General features: G+C 64.4%; 16 protein-coding genes. 11 read left to right on the top strand and 5 right to left on the bottom strand.

Going from position 1 to position 13,358, the window contains the following annotated elements; translation table 11 throughout:
• Position 1: 1 nt before the first annotated feature.
• The 7 genes from VV088_RS19895 to VV088_RS19925 are packed head-to-tail and all read left to right on the top strand — an operon-like array spanning position 2 to position 6,995.
• Entirely contained in the window at positions 2–1,114 is a 1,113-nt protein-coding gene (locus VV088_RS19895; RefSeq protein WP_334602865.1) for a glycosyltransferase family 4 protein, read from the top strand.
• The gene (locus VV088_RS19900) at positions 1,114–1,617 is read left to right on the top strand and encodes a DUF4330 family protein (protein ID WP_334602400.1); all 504 of its coding nucleotides are present in this window, start codon (positions 1,114–1,116) and stop codon (positions 1,615–1,617) included. Before VV088_RS19895 ends, VV088_RS19900 begins: the two co-directional genes overlap by 1 nt.
• Positions 1,614–2,120: a DUF4330 domain-containing protein gene (locus tag VV088_RS19905; protein WP_334602401.1), complete on the top strand. Its 507-nt coding sequence runs from the start codon at positions 1,614–1,616 to the stop codon at positions 2,118–2,120. Before VV088_RS19900 ends, VV088_RS19905 begins: the two co-directional genes overlap by 4 nt.
• 54 nt (positions 2,121–2,174) lie before the next feature.
• Positions 2,175–4,382, top strand: coding sequence for a polysaccharide pyruvyl transferase CsaB (csaB, locus tag VV088_RS19910; protein ID WP_334602402.1), 2,208 nt, complete (start codon positions 2,175–2,177; stop codon positions 4,380–4,382).
• Positions 4,379–5,356, top strand: a complete 978-nt coding sequence (locus tag VV088_RS19915; protein ID WP_334602403.1) for a metal ABC transporter substrate-binding protein — start codon at positions 4,379–4,381, stop codon at positions 5,354–5,356. The genes csaB and VV088_RS19915 overlap by 4 nt, the downstream gene beginning before the upstream one ends.
• The gene (locus VV088_RS19920; RefSeq protein WP_334602404.1) at positions 5,353–6,156 is read left to right on the top strand and encodes a metal ABC transporter ATP-binding protein; all 804 of its coding nucleotides are present in this window, start codon (positions 5,353–5,355) and stop codon (positions 6,154–6,156) included. The genes VV088_RS19915 and VV088_RS19920 overlap by 4 nt, the downstream gene beginning before the upstream one ends.
• Entirely contained in the window at positions 6,153–6,995 is an 843-nt protein-coding gene (locus VV088_RS19925; protein WP_334602405.1) for a metal ABC transporter permease, read from the top strand. Before VV088_RS19920 ends, VV088_RS19925 begins: the two co-directional genes overlap by 4 nt.
• A gap of 207 nt (positions 6,996–7,202) precedes the next feature.
• On the opposite strand, the gene VV088_RS19930 is transcribed toward VV088_RS19925, so the two are convergent.
• Positions 7,203–7,616 carry a hypothetical protein gene (locus VV088_RS19930; RefSeq protein ID WP_334602406.1) on the bottom strand — a complete coding sequence of 138 codons (414 nt, stop codon included), beginning with the start codon at positions 7,614–7,616 and terminating at the stop codon, positions 7,203–7,205.
• 226 nt (positions 7,617–7,842) lie between these two features.
• Between VV088_RS19930 and VV088_RS19935 the strand changes: the two genes are divergently transcribed.
• The 4 genes from VV088_RS19935 to VV088_RS19950 are packed head-to-tail and all read left to right on the top strand — an operon-like array spanning position 7,843 to position 11,043.
• Positions 7,843–8,292 carry a DUF1934 domain-containing protein gene (locus tag VV088_RS19935; RefSeq protein WP_334602407.1) on the top strand — a complete coding sequence of 150 codons (450 nt, stop codon included), beginning with the start codon at positions 7,843–7,845 and terminating at the stop codon, positions 8,290–8,292.
• A gap of 15 nt (positions 8,293–8,307) precedes the next feature.
• Complete coding sequence (argS, locus tag VV088_RS19940) at positions 8,308–10,089, top strand: arginine--tRNA ligase (RefSeq protein WP_334602408.1); 1,782 nt, start codon at positions 8,308–8,310, stop codon at positions 10,087–10,089.
• A gap of 4 nt (positions 10,090–10,093) precedes the next feature.
• On the top strand, positions 10,094–10,417 hold the full coding sequence (locus tag VV088_RS19945) for a hypothetical protein (protein WP_334602409.1): 324 nt from the start codon (positions 10,094–10,096) through the stop codon (positions 10,415–10,417).
• 5 nt (positions 10,418–10,422) lie between these two features.
• Positions 10,423–11,043: an NUDIX hydrolase gene (locus tag VV088_RS19950; RefSeq protein ID WP_334602410.1), complete on the top strand. Its 621-nt coding sequence runs from the start codon at positions 10,423–10,425 to the stop codon at positions 11,041–11,043.
• 16 nt (positions 11,044–11,059) lie between these two features.
• Here VV088_RS19950 and VV088_RS19955 read toward each other — a convergent pair whose 3' ends face one another.
• The 4 genes from VV088_RS19955 to VV088_RS19970 form a co-directional block, all read right to left on the bottom strand.
• Positions 11,060–11,203, bottom strand: a complete 144-nt coding sequence (locus tag VV088_RS19955) for a hypothetical protein (RefSeq protein ID WP_334602411.1) — start codon at positions 11,201–11,203, stop codon at positions 11,060–11,062.
• A gap of 230 nt (positions 11,204–11,433) precedes the next feature.
• Entirely contained in the window at positions 11,434–12,084 is a 651-nt protein-coding gene (locus tag VV088_RS19960; protein WP_334602412.1) for an ABC-2 transporter permease, read from the bottom strand.
• Entirely contained in the window at positions 12,081–12,941 is an 861-nt protein-coding gene (locus VV088_RS19965) for an ABC transporter ATP-binding protein (RefSeq protein WP_334602413.1), read from the bottom strand. Before VV088_RS19965 ends, VV088_RS19960 begins: the two co-directional genes overlap by 4 nt.
• The gene (locus VV088_RS19970) at positions 12,938–13,318 is read right to left on the bottom strand and encodes a GntR family transcriptional regulator (protein WP_334602414.1); all 381 of its coding nucleotides are present in this window, start codon (positions 13,316–13,318) and stop codon (positions 12,938–12,940) included. The genes VV088_RS19965 and VV088_RS19970 overlap by 4 nt, the downstream gene beginning before the upstream one ends.
• Between the last annotated feature and the right edge of the window lie 40 nt (positions 13,319–13,358).

The raw sequence follows: 13,358 nt of genomic DNA on the forward strand, positions 1-13,358 counted from the left end.
AGTGTTGAACGTGATCAGCGACACCAACATTGGCGGGGCGGGCCGGGTGATCCTCAACTACCTGCGGTATTCCGACCGGGACCGCTTTGAGACCTGGGCGGCCCTGCCCAGAGGGAGCCTGCTCAAGCCGCCTCTGGAGGAGGCGGGGGCCCAGGTGATCGAGGTGGAGGGCATGGCGGACCGCTCCTACCACCGGGAGGACGTGAAGGGTCTCCAGGCGCTGATGGGGGAGCGGAGACCGGACCTGGTCCACACCCACGGCTGCCTGTCCGGGCGGATCGCCGCCAAACGGTGCGGGCTTCCGGCGGTGTACAGCCGCCACTCCGCATTTCCTGTTCCCGCCAAGCTGAAATATCCCCCGGGGCGGTGGGTGAACAAATTCGTCAACGAGCACTACGCCGACCGTATCATAGCCGTCAGCCCCGCCACCCGGGACAACCTGATCGAGGGGGGCATCTCCCCCCGAAAGATCACCGTGGTGATGAACGGCGCGGCCCCCGTCCCCCGGACTGGCCAGGAGGAGCAGGCGGCCCTGAAGCGGGAGCTGTCCATCCCGGAGGGGCACACCGTCTTCGGCATCCTGGCCCGGCTGGAGGACTACAAGGGCCACCTGGATCTGCTGGAGGCCGTCCTCCGGCTGAAGGAGCGGGGGCGGGAGGACTTCACCGTTCTGGCGGCGGGGACCGGTCCCTTCGAGGGGACGCTGGCCCAGGCGGTCCGGCAGGCCGGGGCGGAGGACCGGATGAAGCTGCTGGGCTTCCGCTCCGACGTGCCCGCCCTGCTGAACATCCTGGACGTGCAGCTCAACTGCTCCTACGGCACCGAGGCCACCTCAATGGCTCTGCTGGAGGGGATGAGCCTGGGGCTTCCCACCATCGCCAGCGACTACGGCGGCAACCCCTATGTTGTGGAGGACGGAGGGACCGGCCTGCTCTTCCCCAGCCGGAACGCCGCCGCCCTGGCGGAGGCTATGGAGCGGCTGATGGACCGTCCGGAGGAGCGGAAGGCCCTGGGCGCCCGCGCCCGGACGGTCTATGAGGAGCGGTTTACCGGACAGGTCTTTGCCCGAAATACCGAAAAAATCTACCTGGATATCCTGAAAGGAGCCAAATAATGGAACAAAATACACAAAAATTCCGCCTGAAGCTGAACCTCTTCGACGGCATCGTCCTGGTGCTGGCCGTCGCGGTGGCCGCGTTCCTGCTGTGGAGAGCCATGAAGCCGGCGGTCCAGGTCCCGATGGACCCCTCTGTCACCTCCACCGTCCGGTATACCGTCCGCTTCCAGCGGTGGACTCCGGGCACCAGCGCCCTCATCCAGGCGGGGGACCGGATCGCGGACAACATCAAGAACTATGAGATCGGACAGGTGGTGTCCGCCGAGGCGGAACCCGCCCGGATTCAGGTGCTGGACACCCAGAACCGGCGCTACGTCTGGGCGGAGATGGATGGCTTTGAGGACGTGCTGGTCACGATAGAGGCTCCGTGTACCGTCAGCGACGCGGCCATTACCGTAGGCGGCGGCTATGAGCTTCGGGTAGGCAGTACCGGCTACTTCCGGGGCGAGGGTTATATGGGCAGCGGCCCGATTGTGGCGATCGAGGAGGTGCAGGGATGAAGATCATAGACCGAAACGGACGGCTCTTTGGAGCAATCAGCGTGATTGACGTGCTGGTCATCCTGGTCGTGCTGGTGATGGCCGCCGCGCTGTACTTCAAGGGCCAGCAGGCCCACACCGGCACCGCGGTGACCGAGCAGACCGTCACCTTCCAGATCCGGGCCAGAGGGGTCAACAGCTGGGTGGCCGACGCCATCCTGGTGGGGGATGGCCTGTACGATCAGGACTACTCCAGCGGTGGACGGGCGCTGGGCGAGATCACGGACATCCAGGTGGAGCGCACCCCCGGCATGAAGCTGGCCGAGACCCTGGGGGACGGTACCTCTGGCCTGGTGGAGGCGGAGAACACGGTGGATCTGCTGATCACGGTGCGGGGCTTCGGCCTGGTCACCGGCCGGAGCGTCTCCCTGAACCGGGTGTATGACCTGGGAGTGAACTCCTCCCGGAGCTACTGTACCAAGCGGGCGGATTTTATTGGAACGGTTGCGGAAATTTTTGACTGACCGTCATAGGGGCGCACGCCGTGCGCCCCTATCGCCAGTTAAGGAGGGTAAGCCATGAAGATCCTGATGGCCACCATGGGGCTGGACATCGGCGGGGCGGAGACCCATATCGTGGAGCTGGCCAAGGAGCTGAAGCACCAGGGCCACGACATCCTCATCGTCTCCAACGGCGGCGTCTACGTGGAGGAGGTGGAGGCGGCGGGCATCCGCCACTTTCAGGCCCCCCTCAACCAGCGCAGCGTGACCGCCATGAACCGGGCCCGGCGGGTGCTGCGGGAACTCATCGACCGGGAGCGGCCAGACGTGGTCCACGCCCACGCCCGCATTCCGGCGTTTTTGTGCGGACTGCTGCGGCGCAGGCGGCGCTTTGCCTTTGTCACCTCCTGCCACGGGGTGTACGAGGTGAGCGGGGCATTGAAGCTGCTGTCCAATTGGGGGGAGCACACCCTGGCGGTGTCGGAGGACATCCGGGATTATCTGATGGAGCAGTACAGCCTCCCCGAGGGGCAGATCACCCTGACCATCAACGGCATCGACACGGAAAAATTTTCCCCGGCGGTGTCCGGGGAGGAGGTCCGGAGGGAGCTGGGCCTGGGGAACGCCCCGGTGGTGGGCCATGTCAGCCGCCTGGACCAGGCCGCCTCCCACACCGCCCGGCAGCTCATCGCCCTGGCCCCCCGGCTGTGCGAGCGGGCGCCGGGATTGCGCATCCTGATCATTGGCGGCGGCGGCGTCTATGAGGAGCTGGCCACCCAGGCGGAGCAGGTGAACCGTCAGGCGGGCCGGGAGTGCCTGATCCTCACCGGTCCCCGCACCGATGTCAACCGGCTGGTGGCCGCCTGCGACCTGTTTGTAGGGGTGTCCCGGGCGGCGCTGGAGGCCATGGCCGCGGGGAAGCCGGCGGTGCTGTCCGGGGCCCAGGGCCACACCGGCCTGTTCACTCCGGAGCTGCTGGACAAGGCGGTGGATACCAATTTCTGCTGCCGCACCGACCCGGTGTCCACCCAGGACCAGCTCTTTGACGCGGTCGCCGCCGCCCTGGCCCTGCCGCCGGAGCGGCGGAGGGAGCTGGGCCTCTACGGCCGTCAGGTGGTCCAGGAGCGGTACTCGGTCAGCCGCATGGCGGAGGACTGCCTGTCCGCCTACGAGCGGGTGCGGCGGAAGAAGTATCAGGTGGTGATGAGCGGCTACTACGGCTTCGGCAACGCCGGTGACGATGCCATCCTGGATTCCATCCAGCAGGCGATCCGGGCGGCCAGCGACGACGTGTCGGTCACCGTGCTGTCCAACGACCCGGAGCTGACAAAAAAGCAGTACGGCCTGGATGCCATCCCCCGCTTCCGGGTGCTGCGGGTGTTTCGCGCCCTGCGGCAGGGGGACGTGCTGCTGTCCGGCGGGGGGAGCCTGCTTCAGGACACCACCTCCACCCGGTCGCTGCTGTACTACCTGTCGGTCATCCGCTGCGCCCAGTGGCTGCGCAAGCCGGTGATGCTCTACGCCAACGGCATCGGCCCGGTGCGCAAGCCGGCTAACCGCCGCCGGGTGAAGCAGGTGGTGGAGCGGGCGGCGCTGGTCACCCTCCGGGACCACGCCTCCGCCATGGAGCTGAAGCAGATGGGCATCACCCGCCCCGCCCAGGTCACCGCCGACCCGGTGTTCCACCTGGAGCCCGCCGGGGAGGAGCGGTCCCGGGCGCTGTGTGCCGGGGCCGGACTGCCGGAGGGGGTCCCCTTCACGGCGGTGTCCGTCCGGGACTGGCACAACACGGGGGAGTTCTATGCCCAGCTGGCCGGGCTGTGCGACCACCTGCGCCGGGAGCACGGTCTGGAGGTGCTTTTTCTGCTGATGCAGCCCCAGCGGGACCGGCAGGCCACCGCCCAGGTGCGGGCGCGGATGGAGGAGCCCTCCTATGTGCTGGACGCGTCCACCACCCCTCGGGAGCTGATGGGGGTGCTGGGCCGGGCCCGGCTGTGTCTGGCCATGCGGCTGCACACCCTGATCTTCGCCGCCCGGATGGCGGTGCCCGCTATGGGGCTGGTCTACGACCCCAAGGTGGCCAGCTATCTGGAGGAGCTGGATCTGCCCGCCGCCGGGGATGTGGAAGCCTTCGACGGTCCGGAGGCCATCCGCCGGGCGGACGCCCTGCTGAAGGATTACGACGCCGTTCTGGCCCGCCTGCGGAAGAAGTCCGCCCAGCTCACTCAGGCCGCCGGAGAGAACGAGCGGCTGCTGCTGGAGCTGTTGGAGAGCTCAAAACGATGAAGAAAACACCAATTTTACTTTGTATCTTGGTTCTGCTCCTGTCCCTGCCCTCCTGCGCCCCGGCGCGGGAAGAGGCCCGGCTCACCGTGGTGTGCACCACCTACCCAATCTACCTCTTCGCCTCCTCCATCACCCAGGGGGTGGAGGGCGTGGCGGTGGAGCGGCTGGACACGGGCAGCACCAGCTGCCTCCATGACTACACCCTGTCCATGGCGGACATGAAGCGGTTGGAGCGGGCCAACATCATCGTCATCAACGGCGCGGACCTGGAGGAGTTTCTGGAGGACGCCCTGGCCGCCTCCGATGCGGCGGTCATCGACTGCTCGGAGGGGGTGGAGCTGCTGGAGAGCCTGTCCCACCACCACGACGAGGAGGACCGCAGCCACGACGGCCACGACCACGGCCACTGGGACCCCCACTACTGGATGGACCCGGCCAACGCCCGGATCATGGCGGGCAATGTTCTGGCGGGCCTGCGTGCGGCGGACCCGGATCACACGGAGGAGTACACGGCCAACGCCCGGCGCGCCGACGGGGTGCTGCTCTCCTGTGAGACGTCCCTTCAAAATCTGATGATGGAGTTCCGGCCCCGGATGGGGGAGCGCCCCGGCCTGATCACCTTCCACGACGGGTTCCAGTATTTTGCCCGGGCCTGCGGCGTGCCCCTGCTGGCCGCCATCGAGGAGGAGGCGGGCAGCGAGGCCAGCGCCCATGAGATTGTGGAGATCACAGAGCTGGTGAAGGAGTACAATATCCCGGTGATCTTCACCGAGGTCAACGGCTCCGACGCCACCGCCGCCGCCATCGCCCGGGAGACGGGGTGCCGGGTGGCCCAGCTGACCATGCTCATGGACGGCCCCATGAAGGCCGGCGGCGGGGAGGACGATTTGCTGGACAACTATTTCGCCCTGTATGAGAATGCGGTGACGATGATCAACGGCTTTGCCGGGGAAAGTGTGGTGCCAAAGGGATGAGAAAAATCAAACACGGCAAGCTGGCCGCCGGGTGCGCCGACTCCTGCTGCCTGAAGCTGGAGGGGCTGAACGTCCAGCTCCAGGGGGACAGCATTCTGGAGGATGTGTCCTTTCACCTTCACTGCGGAGAGATCGTGGCCCTCATCGGCCCAAACGGGGCGGGGAAATCCACCCTGTTCCGCAGCATTCTGGGCCAGCTGAGCTATAAGGGCTCCATCACCTTTTCCCCGGCCCGGGGGCCCGCCATCCGCCTGGATGACGGCCCCGCCAGCGGACTGCGGCCCCTGGTGGGCTACGTCCCCCAGGCCCCCAGCTTCGACCGGGGGGACCCGGTGTCGGTGCTGGACTTCTTCACTGCCGCCACCGCAAAATGGCCGGTGTGGCTGCCCATCCCCAAACAATACCGGGACCGGGCGGCCGCCTGCCTGGCCCGGGTCCACGGGGAGGACCTGCTGGACCGGCCTATGGGCGGACTGTCGGGGGGACAGCTCCAACGGGTGCTGCTGGCCCTGGCCCTGGAGCCGGTGCCCCACATCCTGATTCTGGACGAGCCTCTGTCCGGCGTGGACATCGAGGGGGAGCACCAGCTGCTGGAGATGCTGGATGAGCTGCGCACCCAGTATGACCTGTCCATCTTCCTGTCCACCCACGACTTCGCCACCCTGGGCCAGTTTGCCGACAAGGTGATTCTCCTCAACCGCCGGGTGCTGAAGTCCGGCCCGCCGGACGAGGTGCTGTCCTCCACGGAATTTTTTGAGACGTTCCATCTGAGGATGGGGGGAAAGGGGGGCGCGCAATGAGTGCCTGGTATGCACTGGTGGACCTGCTGCCCTTCGAGTGGGCCCAGCCGGGGTCTATGTTCTTTATGAAGAATGCCCTGCTGGCGGTGCTGGTCATCACCCCTCTGTTCGGACTCTTGTCCACCATGGTGGTCCACAGCCGCATGTCCTTCTTCTCCGACGCCCTGGGCCACTCCGCCTTCACCGGTATGGCCATCGGGGCCGTCTGCGGCTTCAACGAGCCCACCTGGGCGGCAGTGATCTTCGCCATCCTCTTCGCCCTGCTATTCAACCTGGTCAAGCGCCGCTCCGCCCTGGCCAGCGACACGGTGATCGGCGTGTTTTCTTCCACCGCCGTGGCGCTGGGCATCTTCCTGTCCACCCTGAACGGACGCTCCTTCACCCGGTTCAACGCCCTGCTGGTGGGGGATATCCTGTCGGTGGAGCCCGCCAAGGTGGGAGTGCTGGCGCTGATTTTGCTGCTGGTGGTGGGGCTGTGGCTGGCCTCCTTCAACCAGCTGATGCTGTCCGCCGTTCACCCCGCCCTGGCCGACAGCCGGGGAATTCGGGTATTCTGGCAGGAGACGGTGTTTTCCATCGCCATCGCCGTGGTGGTCACCCTGTCCATGACCTGGGTGGGCCTGCTGGTCATCAACTCCCTGCTGGTCCTCCCCGCCGCCGCCGCCCGGAACGCGGCCCGGAATATGGGCCAGTACCACCTGTTCTCCCTGCTGGGGGCGGTCCTGGCCGGGATCGCCGGGCTGATGACCTCCTACTATGCGGGCGGCTCCGCCGGCGCGGCCATCACGCTGTATCTGGCGGTGTGGTTTGCGCTGACCTTTTTGGTGCGGAACAAGTAAAGAGCGCCGCCTTGACAACATGCAAGACGGTGCTGCGCTGGGGAAACGGGAACGCCAAAGGGCGGTTTGGCCCGGTTAGGCAGTTGCGAAGATTATGAAACCGCCCCGCCAGTTCAAGCTGGCCTTCGTGCAGTTCGAGCCACAACACGCTGAGCCACAACTGTCAACGTCAAACGGACAAGGCCGGAGCAATGCTCCGGCCTTGGTTCAGTCCTCGATGTTCACCAAAATGTTGTCCGTTCCGTGCTCCTCAAACTCGGCGATGTAGGCGTCGATGCGGCTGGTGAGCTCGGCGTAGTTGCTTTCGTCGATGGGAGCGTCGTCCATATCCCGGCGGGCCAGGTCCTCGGCCAGGATGTCGAAGAACACGTTGTTCTCATACTCCACAATGGCCTCATGGATGCCCCCCTCCACAAAGGCTCGGGAGGGGATGATCTCCCCCTGATACAGCTCGGCCAGCTGGGGCATGCCCTCCAGGGCGGCCCGGCCAAAGAGCAGGCTCTCCACCTCGTCGTAGTCGGCGAAGCGCTGGTCGCCCCGGGTGGAGTTCAAGATCCAGTTTCCGATGTACACCAGGTCCAGCAACCGTCGAAACTGCTTTTTGTTCAGCTCCAAATTCATTGGGCTCCTCCTCTCCGGGCATAAGGTCGTTCATATAGCATTATAGCCTCCATTTCCAATTTGTCAAATGGAGAAAGCAGGTAAAATCCCTTGTTTTTTCAGTGAAAATGACATACAATAAAATAGCCGCTTTACATAGGGGGCCAAAGTGTGTATAATACCTCAGACTGACCCGGCGGATTTCCCGCCGGACCGGATCCTGACAGGCATTGGAGGTCCCCCCAGCATGGAAAAGGAAGTGGTCATCTCCATCAAGGGGATGCAGAAATACGAGGGCGCGCCCCCCGACGTCATCGAGCTGGTCACCGAGGGCCGCCTGGTCCGGGAGGGAGGGAGCTACACCCTGTCCTACCAGGAGAGCGAGCTCACCGGGCTGGAGGGCACCCTCACCACCATCCAGGTGGATGGAGAGCAGGTTACCCTGATGCGGATGGGGGAGTTCAACTCCCAGCTGGTGTTCCAGGAGGGCCGCCGGCATCTCTCCATGTACAATACACCATATGGCGCAATGACCATCGGGGTGAATACCCGTCATCTGCTGGCCGAGCTGACCGACCAGGGGGGCGATATCGAAGTGGACTACTCGGTGGAGGTGGACCACGCCATAGCCGGCCGCAATGTGTTCCGCATCAACGTGAAGGAGGCGGAGGGCGGCCTGGGCAGCTTGAAACAATAATGTGAGGTGCGAACGATGAGTAACATGATCCAGTCCGCCATGGACCAGGTGGCCGCCCTGACCTGGGCGGCCTATGAGAAGGCCTTCGCGGCGGGGGTTCTGCCCGCCGGGGGGGAGATGGTAACGGTCACCATTGAGATCCCCAGGGATACGTCCCATGGGGACTATGCCTCCAACTTTGCCATGGCAGGGGCGAGGGAACTGCATATGGCTCCCCGGGCCATCGCCCAGGCCATCGTGGATCACCTGGAGCTGGAGGGCAGCTACTTCCAAAAGGCAGAGATCGCCGGTCCCGGCTTTCTCAACTTCACCTTGGGCCCTAAGTGGTACGGCGAGGTGCTGCGCGCCATTGAGGAGGAGGGCCCTGACTACGGCTCCGGCGACAGGGGCGCGGGCAAAAGGGTGATGGTGGAGTTCGTCTCCGCCAACCCCACCGGCCCCATGCATATGGGCAACGCCCGCGGCGGCGTGCTGGGGGACACCTTGGCCAACGTCCTGGCCCGGAACGGCTGGAACGTGTGGCGGGAGTTCTACGTCAACGACGCGGGCAACCAGATCGACAAGTTCGCCCGGTCCATCTACGCCCGGTACATGCAGATCGTGCTGGGAGAGGACGCGGTCCCCTTCCCCGAGGATGGCTACCAGGGGGAGGACATTAAGGAGCTGGCCCAGGCCTTCTATGAGGCGAGCGGCTCCGACTATAAAAATGAGCCGGAGGAGGACGCGCTGTTCGCAATGGCTCAGTTTGGCCTGGAACGGAACATCCCCAAGATGAAGGAGGACCTGAACAAGTACGGCATCGAGTACGACCAGTGGTTCCTGGAGTCCTCCCTCCACAACAGCGGCGCAGTAGCCGGTACCGTTCAGCTGCTGACGGATAAGGGCTGGACCTATGAGAAGGACGGGGCCCTGTGGCTGAACACCACCGAGCTGCTCAAGAAAAAGTATCTGGCCGAGGGTAAGACCCAGGAGCAGGTGGACAAGCTGGATTTGAAGGACGACGTCCTCCGCCGGGCCAACGGCTTTTACACCTACTTCGCCGCCGACATCGCTTACCACCGCAACAAGCTGGAGGAGCGGAAATTCGATCTGGCCATCAATATCTGGGGGGCTGACCACCACGGCCATGTGGCCCGGCTCCAGGCCGCCCTGGACGGGCTGGGCCTGGACGGCTCCCACCGGCTGGTCATCGTGCTGATGCAGCTGGTCAACCTGCTTCAGGACGGCAAGCCGGTGCGCATGTCCAAGCGGACGGGCAAGGCCATCGCCCTCCACGACCTGCTGGACGAAATCAGCGTGGACGCAGCCCGGTACTACTTCAACAACCGGACCCCCTCCAGCCCCCTGGACTTCGACCTGGATCTGGCTGTCCGCCAGGACAGCGAGAACCCGGTCTACCTGGTCCAGTACGCTCATGGGCGCATCTGCTCGCTGATCACCCGTATGGCGGAGGACGAGGGGGCGGTGGTCCCCGCCGCCGCTGAGGTGGATATGACCCTGCTGACCCACGAGAAGGAGCTGGCGCTGCTCAAGGCCCTGGCCCAGTACCCCGAGGAGCTGTATCTGGCCGCCCGGGACTACGACCCCAGCCGGATCAACCGCTATCTGACCGCCCTGGCCGAGGCCTTCCACCGCTTCTACAACGAGGACGAGTGCCGCCTGATGGGGGCGGAGCCGGCGGTGCGGTCCGCCCGGCTGAAGCTGGCCGACAGCGTCCGGTCTGTGCTGGCCAACGGTCTGAACCTGCTGGGGGTCACCGCCCCCCGGTGGTCGGCCAACCCGAAGAAGGGAGACTGAGCCCATGGCGCGGCGGGAACGCTTCCAACGCTGGAAGGACGCCCTGGAGCGGAACCGGAACATGACGGTGTATATCCTGCTGGTCCTGGGGGGACTGTGCCTCCTGACAGGCTGGGGCCTGCTGCCCCAGATGGTCAGCATCGACCCGGACCTTGAGGGGGTCATCTTCCGCCCCAAGTGGCAGATGATCGCCATGCACGGGGGGATGATGGGGGTGTTCATCCTGCTGTTTTGGAGAAAGCCCCGGGAGCTGGTCTATCTGACCGGGTATATCATCAGTCTGGGGCTGACGCTAATGATGCTGTTCGCCAATCTGGGGGCGTTGTGACCGCTATGGAGCTGGAGCAACTGGAAGTTCTGCTGCGGGGCCGTGCCCCCGGCCTGATGGATTCCCGCCAGTCCTATGCGGTGCTGGTCCCCCTGGTGGAGCGGGAGGGGGAGCTGTGCCTGCTCTATGAGGTCCGGGCCAAGACCCTGCGCCGTCAGCCGGGGGAGGTCTGCTTTCCCGGCGGGCGGATGGAGCCGGGGGAGACGCCGGAGGCGTGCGCCCTGCGGGAGACCTGGGAGGAGCTGGCCATCCCCTCCGGGGCGGTGAAGCTGCTGGGACGGCTGGACTTCATCGCCCACCGGGCCAACTTCCTCATGTGGCCCGTGCTGGGGGTGGTGGACAGCGGGGCGCTGGCCCGGATGGTCCCCAGCCCCGCCGAGGTGGGAGAGGTGTTTTTTGTCCCCCTGTCCCACCTGCTGCAGACGGACCCCATCGAGTACACCTACGACCTGATCCCCACCCCGGCAGAGCAGTTTCCCTATGAGCTCATCGGCATCCCGCGGGACTACCAGTGGCAGAAGGGGAGCGAGAATGTCCCCGTCTACCCTTGGCAGGGGCGGGCCATCTGGGGCCTCACAGGACGGATCACACGAAATCTGGTGCGGATATGCAAGGCCCCCGGCTAAAGCCGGGGGCCTTGATTTATGTCGCCTCCTCCGCGGCTTCCTTCTCCTTGAGAGCCTTGATGGCGTAGTCCAGGGCGGGAATGGATTTGGCGGTGCAGTATTGCTTCATGTCCTGAAGCTGGCGGATGGCTTCCTTTGTGGTCATATCCTTCAAACGCATAGCACTCACACTCTTTTGTTGTTATTTTATCACAAGAGAGGCGGGAATGCAAGGGAGTTTTTTGGCATTTCTGTCCCTGGGAGGGGTCTCCGCTCCGGGGCTTGTGGGCCAGGAAGGCGGCCAGCGCCAGCAGCTTCCTCCAGAGGCTGGCCGTCCAGATCAGACGGCACAGCGCCCCGGCGATGGACCACAGACAGCCCGCGCCGAACAGGATGACGGCGGCGGTCATCTCAGTACTCCTTCCCCGCTGCGATGCGGCAGGAAATCAGGTAGGAGACGCCCAGCAGGGCCAGCCCGGCCACGGGCAACAGGGCAGAGCCACCCGCCAGGGCGGTGGGGGCGAGGAGGTCCATCCCCTTCAGCATGGACATATCCAGCACCCCGGCCTTAGCCAGCAGCACCACGGCGATGACAGGGATGAAAACAATGGCGTACAGATAGGGCCGGGCCCGCTCCGCCCCCAGCTTGTAGCTCAGGGGCAGGAGGATGGTGGGAATCAGCAGGCCGATGGCGGAGGACACCATCAGGATGACAAACATCTCAAGGAAGTCCGCCTGATGGGCCAGATACAGCAGGGCGGTGCCCGCCAGCCCGAACGCTACGGTGAACAGGGTGAGCAGCAGCACGAAGAGATACCGGGCCCCCACCACCCGGCTCCGCCCCAGGGGTAGGGACATGGCGTACCGGTCCCACTTGGACTGTTCATCGTAGGCGAAGGCGGAGATAGGCAGTACGGACAGGGCTACCTGAACAAAGGTGATGATAAAGCTGTAGTCAAAGAAGTCCAGGTAGGCGAGAATGATGTAAACGACAATCATAAGCAGATAAGATCGCAGCATCTTGCGCATCACAAGAAAGTCCTTCGTAATCAATCCGGTCATTTTGTTTCTCCTTTCCCCACAAAGAGCATGATGTCTTCCAGAGTGGTCCGCTCCACCAGGAGCATGGGGTACTTGCGGCTGAAGGCCACCCGGTCGGCCACCAGGGCCTCCGCGCCGAAGGCCCCCTTCCGGGTGTGCAGTACGTCCCGGGGGTCGATGTTCTCCAACTGGGCGGCAGTACAGCCCACCCGGCCGTAGGAGTCCAGGATGTTGTCCTTGGCGTCGGACAGTACCACCTGTCCCTGATGGATGTAGGCGATGTAGTCGGCCACCTTCTCCAGGTCGGAGGTGATGTGGCTGGACATGAGGATGGCGTGGTCCTCATCCTGGATGAAGCCCAGAAACTCGTCTAAAATCTCGTCCCGGACCACCGGGTCCAGGCCGGCGGTGGCCTCGTCCAGGATGAGCAGCTTGGGGCGGTGGGCCAGGGCGGCAGACAGGGACAGCTTCATCTTCATGCCCCGGGAGAACTCCTTAATGAGTTTCTTTTCCGGCAGACCGAATTTGCCCAGGTATTCCCGAAACAGCTTCCGGTCCCACTCCCGGTAGGCGGGGGCCAGGATTTTGTCCAGGTCCAGGGGGCGGAGGGCGTAAGAGAAAAAGCACTCATCCAGCACCAGCCCGATGTCCTGCTTGGCCAGCCGCTCCTCCCGGATGCTGTCATAGCCCAGCAGGGTGATCTCCCCAGCGTCCCGGTGAATCAGGTTCAGGATGCACTTGATGGTGGTGGTCTTGCCCGCGCCGTTCTCCCCAATCAGCCCCAGTATGGAGCCGCCAGGGAGAGTCAGGTTGATATTGTTCAGGGCGAAGTCCCCATAGGACTTGCATAGCCCTTTGATTTCAATACAATTTGTCATAATTCCTCACCTTTATACAAAATATCCAGCATTTCGTGGAGCTCCTCCAGGGGGAAAGCGCCCTTCCGGGCCTCCTCCACCGCCTGGAACAGTTTTTCCTCCACCCTCCGCAGCTGGGCCTCCCGCAGCAGCTCCCGGTTTTGGGGCGCCACAAAGCAGCCCTTTCCAGGGACGTTTTCCAAAAAGCCGTCCCGTTCCAGCTCCTCGTAGGCCCGCTTGGTGGTGATGACCGAAATGCGCAGCTCCTTGGCCAGCAGCCGCATGGAGGGCAGGGCGTCCCCCGCCGACAGGGTCCCGGCCATGATCTGCTCCTTCACCTGGTCGGTAATCTGCTCATAGATGGGTTTGCCGCTGGCGTTGCTCAATATGATATCCATTTTTCCTGCCTTTCAACAGACGGCGGAGGTCCTGACTGCC

The sequence above is a fragment of the Lawsonibacter sp. JLR.KK007 genome, assembly GCF_036941135.1.
In the GTDB taxonomy this organism is placed as follows: domain Bacteria; phylum Bacillota; class Clostridia; order Oscillospirales; family Oscillospiraceae; genus Lawsonibacter.

What these genes read in the sequence shown, in the direction of transcription:
- VV088_RS19900 (WP_334602400.1), top strand. Translation starts at nt 1,114, where the DNA reads ATGGAACAAAATACACAAAAATTCCGCCTGAAGCTGAACCTCTTCGAC.
- VV088_RS19905 (WP_334602401.1), top strand. Translation starts at nt 1,614, where the DNA reads ATGAAGATCATAGACCGAAACGGACGGCTCTTTGGAGCAATCAGCGTG.
- csaB (WP_334602402.1), top strand. Translation starts at nt 2,175, where the DNA reads ATGAAGATCCTGATGGCCACCATGGGGCTGGACATCGGCGGGGCGGAG.
- VV088_RS19915 (WP_334602403.1), top strand. Translation starts at nt 4,379, where the DNA reads ATGAAGAAAACACCAATTTTACTTTGTATCTTGGTTCTGCTCCTGTCC.
- VV088_RS19920 (WP_334602404.1), top strand. Translation starts at nt 5,353, where the DNA reads ATGAGAAAAATCAAACACGGCAAGCTGGCCGCCGGGTGCGCCGACTCC.
- VV088_RS19925 (WP_334602405.1), top strand. Translation starts at nt 6,153, where the DNA reads ATGAGTGCCTGGTATGCACTGGTGGACCTGCTGCCCTTCGAGTGGGCC.
- VV088_RS19930 (WP_334602406.1), bottom strand. Translation starts at nt 7,616, where the DNA reads ATGAATTTGGAGCTGAACAAAAAGCAGTTTCGACGGTTGCTGGACCTG.
- VV088_RS19935 (WP_334602407.1), top strand. Translation starts at nt 7,843, where the DNA reads ATGGAAAAGGAAGTGGTCATCTCCATCAAGGGGATGCAGAAATACGAG.
- argS (WP_334602408.1), top strand. Translation starts at nt 8,308, where the DNA reads ATGAGTAACATGATCCAGTCCGCCATGGACCAGGTGGCCGCCCTGACC.
- VV088_RS19945 (WP_334602409.1), top strand. Translation starts at nt 10,094, where the DNA reads ATGGCGCGGCGGGAACGCTTCCAACGCTGGAAGGACGCCCTGGAGCGG.
- VV088_RS19950 (WP_334602410.1), top strand. Translation starts at nt 10,423, where the DNA reads ATGGAGCTGGAGCAACTGGAAGTTCTGCTGCGGGGCCGTGCCCCCGGC.
- VV088_RS19955 (WP_334602411.1), bottom strand. Translation starts at nt 11,203, where the DNA reads ATGCGTTTGAAGGATATGACCACAAAGGAAGCCATCCGCCAGCTTCAG.
- VV088_RS19960 (WP_334602412.1), bottom strand. Translation starts at nt 12,084, where the DNA reads ATGACCGGATTGATTACGAAGGACTTTCTTGTGATGCGCAAGATGCTG.
- VV088_RS19965 (WP_334602413.1), bottom strand. Translation starts at nt 12,941, where the DNA reads ATGACAAATTGTATTGAAATCAAAGGGCTATGCAAGTCCTATGGGGAC.
- VV088_RS19970 (WP_334602414.1), bottom strand. Translation starts at nt 13,318, where the DNA reads ATGGATATCATATTGAGCAACGCCAGCGGCAAACCCATCTATGAGCAG.